This window comes from Micromonospora sp. NPDC049903 (genome assembly GCF_044460945.1).
Classification (GTDB): domain Bacteria; phylum Actinomycetota; class Actinomycetes; order Mycobacteriales; family Micromonosporaceae; genus Micromonospora.
The window spans coordinates 100,490-106,812 of sequence record NZ_JBITKL010000022.1 but is presented as its reverse complement, the minus strand read 5'-3'; the positions used below and the strand labels follow the sequence as shown (position 1 = coordinate 106,812).

5 protein-coding genes are annotated in these 6,323 nt (G+C 73.5%); 2 read left to right on the top strand and 3 right to left on the bottom strand.

Going from position 1 to position 6,323, the window contains the following annotated elements; genetic code table 11:
• Positions 1 to 141: 141 nt before the first annotated feature.
• Positions 142 to 1,701, bottom strand: a complete 1,560-nt coding sequence (locus tag ACIBO1_RS25990) for a chitinase (protein WP_396750923.1) — start codon at positions 1,699 to 1,701, stop codon at positions 142 to 144.
• A 154-nt stretch (positions 1,702 to 1,855) separates the two neighbouring features.
• On the opposite strand from ACIBO1_RS25990, the gene ACIBO1_RS25985 reads away from it, so the two are divergent.
• Entirely contained in the window at positions 1,856 to 2,269 is a 414-nt protein-coding gene (locus tag ACIBO1_RS25985) for a type II toxin-antitoxin system Phd/YefM family antitoxin (protein ID WP_396750921.1), read from the top strand.
• Here the strand turns inward: ACIBO1_RS25985 and smpB are convergent, their stop codons facing one another.
• Positions 2,270 to 2,785 carry an SsrA-binding protein SmpB gene (gene smpB, locus ACIBO1_RS25980; protein ID WP_350694774.1) on the bottom strand — a complete coding sequence of 172 codons (516 nt, stop codon included), beginning with the start codon at positions 2,783 to 2,785 and terminating at the stop codon, positions 2,270 to 2,272.
• Positions 2,786 to 2,825: 40 nt separating this feature from the next.
• A complete protein-coding gene (locus tag ACIBO1_RS25975) occupies positions 2,826 to 5,207 on the bottom strand; it encodes a hypothetical protein (RefSeq protein ID WP_396750919.1) in 2,382 nt (793 codons plus the stop codon).
• Between the two features lie 205 nt (positions 5,208 to 5,412).
• Between ACIBO1_RS25975 and ACIBO1_RS25970 the strand changes: the two genes are divergently transcribed.
• On the top strand, positions 5,413 to 6,057 hold the full coding sequence (locus ACIBO1_RS25970) for a maleylpyruvate isomerase family mycothiol-dependent enzyme (RefSeq protein ID WP_396750917.1): 645 nt from the start codon (positions 5,413 to 5,415) through the stop codon (positions 6,055 to 6,057).
• Positions 6,058 to 6,323 lie beyond the last annotated feature (266 nt).

Genomic DNA, 6,323 nt, shown 5'->3' with positions numbered 1-6,323 from the left:
GCCGGGCGGCGCGGGCCGGGGCCGGGGCCCAGGGGCCCCCCCCCCGCCGCCCCCCCCCCCCGGGGGGGGGGGGCCCGCCCGGGGGGGGGGGGGGGGCCCCCCGCCCGGGGGGGGGGCCCCACCACCGTGTGTGGCCACGGGTCAGGGCAGGGCCTTGAGGAACGGGCCGTGGTTGCGGCCGAACTCCCACTGGTAGAAGCGGTCCCAGTTGATCGACCACGTCATCAGGCCGCGGAAGTTCGGGTTGGTGCCGCTGCGGGGCGTGTAACCGCCGCAGTTCTGTCCCCGGACCAGGCAGGTGACGGCCGCCTGGACGCCGGCCGGGGCGACGTAGCCGTTGCCCGCGCTGACCGACGACGGCGCGCCGAAGGCGACCTGGTCCTCCCGCAGCGCGGGGAAGACGCGGTCCGGGTTGCCGGCCACCGGGAAGCCGGCGAGCAGCATGTCGGTCATCGCGATGTGGAAGTCGGCCCCGCCCATGGTGTGGTACTGGCCGTCCAGCCCGACGATCGGGCCCGAGTTGTAGTTCTGCACGTGCAACACGGTCAGGTGGTCCCGCAGCGCGTGGATCACCGGCAGGTACGACCCGGCGCGCGCGTCCTGTCCGCCCCACGGTCCCGGCCCGTAGAACTGATGGCCGAGCTGGACGAAGAACGTCTCCGGCGCCATGGTGAGCAGGAAGCCGGACCCGTAGCGCTGCGTGAGCGTCCGGATCGCCGAGATCAGGTTGACCACGACCGGGGTGGTCGGGTTGCGGAAGTCGGTGTCGCCGGGGTTCAGGTACAGGGAGTGGCCCTCGAAGTCGATGTCGAGCCCGTCGAGGCCGTACCGGTCGACGATCGCCGACACCGAGCGGACGAAGGTGTCCCGGGCGGCGGTCGTGGTGAGCTGGACCTGCCCGTTCTGCCCGCCGATGGAGAGCAGCACCTTCTTGCCCTGCTGCTGCTTGGCCCTGATCGCGGCGGTGAACTCGGCCTCGCTCTCCACGCCCGGACACTCGCTGGCCGGGCAGAGCTGGAACCGGATGTCGCCGGAGGTGACCGTGGTGGGCTCGCCGAAGGCGAGGTTGATGACGTCCCAGTCGGCCGGTACGTCGGCCATCCGCAGGTAGCCGGAGCCGTTGGCGAAGCTGGCGTGCAGGTAGCCGATCAGAGCACGTCGGGGCAGCGCACCGGTCGGTGGCGTGGTCGGCGGTGGCGTGGTGGGTGGCACGGTGGTCGGCGGCGGGGTGCTGGGCGGTGTCGTGGTGGGCGGCGGTGTGGTGGGTGGCGTCGTGGTCGGCGGGGTGGTCGGGGTGCCGCCGCCACAGGACACGCCGTTGACCAGGCAGTCGGTGGGTGATCCGGGCCCGGTGGCCAGGAAGCCGAAGGAGGCCGAGGCGCCGGGGGCGAGGGTGCCGTTCCAGGACCGGTTGGTGAACGTGTGCCGCTGACCGACGCTGCTGACGGTGGCGTCCCAGAAGGAGCCCAGGGTGGTCCCGGCGGGCAGGGTGAAGGCGACCTGCCAGGAGGTGATCGTGCTGCTGCCGCCGTTGGTGACGATGTACCTGCCCTCCCAGCCGGTGCCCCAGTCGGCGGTCTTGACGAAGCTGGCCGTGGGACCGGCGGCCTGTGCCGGGGTGGCCGCCACCAGCGTGGTGGCGGCGACGGTGGCCAGGGCGGCGACGGCGGTGAGCAGTAGATGTCGGGTGGGGCGACGCATCCGGACCTCCCGGGGGACGAGGGCCGTCGATCGACGGATGCACAATTATTAAGATTGTTTACTGTAGATGTCCAGGGTTCGGCGGCCGTCCGGTCGACACGCTCCCTGATGGACGGTTGCCGAAAGTGTCGTACCCCGCACCCACCATGTATTCATGGCTGTCCCCGCCCTCACCCCAGGCACCGTCCCGCCGCGCTCGCTGCCGTTGCGCGAGGCGCGCACCCGACTGAGTCAGCTCGTCGCCATGGCGGAGCTGACCGACACCGTCACCGTGATCACCCGCGACGGCGATCCCCGGCCGGTCGCCGCGATCGTGCCGCCGGGCGCGGTGCGCACCGCCACCCAGGCCCGCGCCGACGCCGACCGGCTCGCCGAGGTCACCGCCGGCTGGGCCCGCCGGCTGGAGGCCCAACGGGAGCAGAGCGGCCGTCGGCACGCCGCCGAGCTGCGCGCGGTGACGACCGCGCTCGCCGAGGTCTGGGCGGAGCTGGAGCGACGCGCTCCGGCCGGCGGTGACCCGGCGCTCGACCGGCTGCGCGCGGCACACGAACACCTGCTCGCCGGCTGATCACCGACCGGTCCCGCGCCCCTCGGCGTACCGGCCGGTCCGCCCCTTCAGGCGACGGCCCATCTCCCGGGCGATCTCCCGGTCGGCGTCTCGGGCGGCCAACGCCTGCCGCTTGTCGTACGCCTTGCGGCCCTTGGCCAGCGCCAGCTCGACCTTGGCCCAGCCGCCCGAGAAGTACATCGACAGCGGCACCAACGTGATCCCGCCCTCGCGGGTCTGCGCCAGGATGCGCTCGATCTCCACCCGGCGTAGCAGCAGCTTCCGGGTCCGCCGGGGCGCATGGTTCGTCCAGGTGCCGTAGCCGTACTCCGCGATGTGCAGGCCGTACAACATGATCTCGCCGTCGAGTTCCTGGGCGAAGGCGTCGACGAGCGAGACCCGCTTCTCCCGCAGCGACTTGACCTCGGTGCCGGCCAGCACGATCCCCGCCTCGTACGTCTTGAGGATCGTGTAGTCGTGCCGGGCCTTGCGGTTCGACGCGACAACCGTCCGCTCGCTGCCACCGGAGGTGCCCACCCGGCGAAGGATAGTGCCTGGCGGCCCCGGTCGCGCAGGCTCACCCGGCTCCGTCGACCGGCCGCCGTCCGGCGGGCTTCTCCGGCGCGGTGGCGGCCGTGGCCGCGTGGCGGGCCCGCGCCCGCAGCCGGGCGGCCAGCTCGGCCACGGCCGCGCTGAACCGGGGATCGGACTCGCCCGGCCAGTGGCCGACGATCGGCGGCGGCACGCTGTCGCCCGGTGGCGGCACCACGTCCACCGGGTCCCGCAGTCGACGGTCGACGTCACCGGCCGGACCGGGCACCGTCGGCCGCCGGTCCGGCCGGTGCGGCGAGAAGACCCAGCCGCCGATCGGGTCGGTGTCCCGCCACAGGTTGGCCCACCGCCAGTTGACCCGGCGACCCACCTCGCACAGCACGTCCTCGTCGACGTAGGCCGGGAACAACCGCGCGTAGAGCCGACGCAGCGGCGACCCGTACGTCAGCAGGGCCAGCCGTCCGCACACCTGTGGCGGCAACTGGAGGATCGTGGCGGCCAGCAGCACCGCGCCGTGACTGTGCCCGGCCAGCAGCACGCCGTGCCCCTGCTCGGTGAGGTACGTGATGCGCCGACTCAGCTCCGGCACGGCGCGTTCGGCGTAGCAGGGCGGGGCGAACGGGTGCGCCGCGCGGGGCCAGAACGTGCCCAGGTCCCACAGCACGCCGACGTACCGCCGGAATCCCGCCGTGCGATAGGCGAAGATGCCACCGACCAGCAGGGCGAGCACCACCGCCGCGATCAGGAAGCTGCCCACCTGGATGCCGAACTCGGTGGCGGCGGCCGGGATCCCGGTGAGGCGCTGCACGACGGTGCCCGGTGCCAGGTCGAGCATGCCGAGCAGGCTGGTCGGCATGCCCGCGCCGACGACGCAGGCGTACACCACGGCGAGGATCTCCAGGCGTTCGGTGAACCGGGCCCGGGCGATGGTCCGTTCGACCTGGCGCAGACGGTAGCCCGCCGCCGGTGGCGCGTCGGGGTAGTCGCGCGCCACGGTGGCCCGGGCGGTGCGCCGCCGCGCGAGGCGACTGATCAGCGTGATCACGACCGCCCCCACCAGCACGGTCGCCGCCGCCACGAGGAACACGAAGATGGCCCACTTGTAGCCCAGCGGCGGCCCGATCGCCCGTTCGTTGTCGGCTGCGGCGCGCCGGTTGAGCAGGTCGGCGATCCGGTAGACGAGGTCGGCGGTGATCGCCACGGCGAGCCCGGTGGCGGCGGCCGCGATCACCGGAGCGCCCAGTCCCTGCAACGGCCCGGCGCCGAGTCCGTCGCGGCCGGGCCCGCGACGGATCTCGTCCCCGTCGAGTCCGTCGCCCGTCTCGCCGTCGTCGAGGTCGTCCGACGTCGGCACGGCGCCGCGAACCCGACGGCGCAGGGCCAGCGACACCGTGCCGAGTACGAACAGCAGCGCGGCCTGGGAGAGGATCAGGACGCCGACCATGCTGGCGTAGCCGGGCAGGCCGGTGCGCGTTTGCCAGGGTGCGGGATCGAGCGCCACCGTGACCAGCACCAACGGGGTCAGGGCACACGCCACGGTACGCAGCCCGCCGGTCAGCCGGTCCACCCGGCGGTCCGCGACCGGGGCGTCGATCAGCGGGTGGGCGCAGAGCAGCACGACGCAGCCCACCAGGACCACACCGGTGACCACGGCCAACGCGACCACGACGGCCGAGGCACCCGAGTCGATCCGGGCGACGAGCACGCTGAGGGCGAGGGTGCCGAAGCCTGCGGCCACGTGCAGCGACCGCAGCCGGCCGACCGTCGGCGCGCTGTCCCACTGGCCGACCGCGCTGAGATGGTGCGGGCCGGAGGCGGTGGTGGGGGTCTGGAAGGCGTCGAAGTTGCGCCCCGGGCGCGCCGCGAGCCGCCAGACGAGGCCGAGCGCGGCGGCGGGAATCAGCCCGAAGACCGCCAACGTCACGCCGGTCGGTCGGCCGCCGAGCCAGGACAGCCAGGGACGATCCTGGAGGCAGTACGGGTTCGGCAGGCAACGCCAGGCGAGCAGGTCGACCGACATGCCGACGGCGCCGAGCACGTACAGCATGGTCAGGGTGAGCGCGAGCAGCCGGCACACCGCCTTGAGCCCCGCGCCGGAGGTGCCCCGATGTGCCGGGCGCATCCAGATCGCGACGTTGCACAGCATGAAGGGCAGCAGGAACATCAGCGACAACGTCCGGACCAGGGTGCCCGACGGCAGGTCGCTCCACCGGTACGCCTCCAGCGTGACCCCGGCCGGCCCCCTGGTGTCCGGGTAACCGGGGCGCGGGCGGTAGAAGCCGCCGCTGCCGTCCCCGGCGACCTGGTGGCTGTGCGGGCGGTCCAGGATCTGTTCGGCGCCCGCGCCGGACACCCCGTGCACCCGCAGTTCCACGACGTCGTCCGAACTCCTCGGCCAGTCGGTCATCGGCCCCCCGGAAGATCACGCTGTCCCGGCAACCGACGGGCCGGCCGCCGGCCGGCGCGGCACGGCGTCGCCCCGTCTACCCGTCCAGGGCCCGGCCACGCCTCGGCCGTCGGTCGCCCGGTCACCTCGGCCCACCAGGTACGAGGTCGTTGCGGACCCGCCTCGCCTCCATCGCCTCGTGCCGGTCGCTCTAAGCTGCTCGGCGATGAACTCCGCAGATCCCAGCGATCCCGCTCGCATCGCCGCCCAGATCGTCGCCGCCCGTGGCGACCTGGCCGACGATCTCGCTGATCTGACCGACGCGCAGTGGGCCACCCGCTCGCTCTGCGGCTCCTGGAGCGTCGAGGAGACGCTGGCCCACCTGACCTCGGCCGCGCGCATGACTCCGTTCCGCTGGATCCGCAGCATGGCCGCAGCCGGGTTCCGCCCGGACGTGCACAACCGGCGTCGCCTGCGCGAGCAGCTCGGTGCCACGCCCGCCGACACGCTGGCGACGTTCCGGGCCGCCGTGCCCGCCACGACCGCCCCGTCGGGGCACACCGCCGCGTGGCTGGGCGAGGTCGTCGTGCACGGCCAGGACATCCGCCGCCCGCTCGGACTGCCCGGCGGGCCGACGGTCGAGGCGGCTACCACGGTCGCCGAGTTCTTCGTGTCCAGGAACTTCGCCGTCAACAGCCGCACCGTGGCGAAGGACCTGCGGTGGGAGGCGACCGACGGGCCGTTCCGCAGCGGCGACGGCCCGGTCGTTCGAGGAACGACGGAAGCGCTGGTGATGGTTCTCGCGGGCCGACGTGCCTACCTCGCGGACCTCACCGGTGACGGTGTCGAGACGGCGCGCGCCCGCCTCTAGGCGCCGCGCAGACCCGTTGCCGGTCCCGGTTGCCGCCCGAAACGTGGACAGCTCTTGTATTCCTACTTTGCCGGTAGGAATATAGTTCGGTGGTCACCGATCCTCGACTCACCTCCCGCCGGGTCGTCGACCTGATGCGGGTCGCCTCGGAGCTCTGTACCGGCTCGGGCCGCGCCTGACCGGCCCGAGCCCGACGTCGCGTCCGTACGCCGGTGTCACCCGGCGGATTCGCTCACTCCACGCGTCCGTACGCCCTCGGCGTCGCC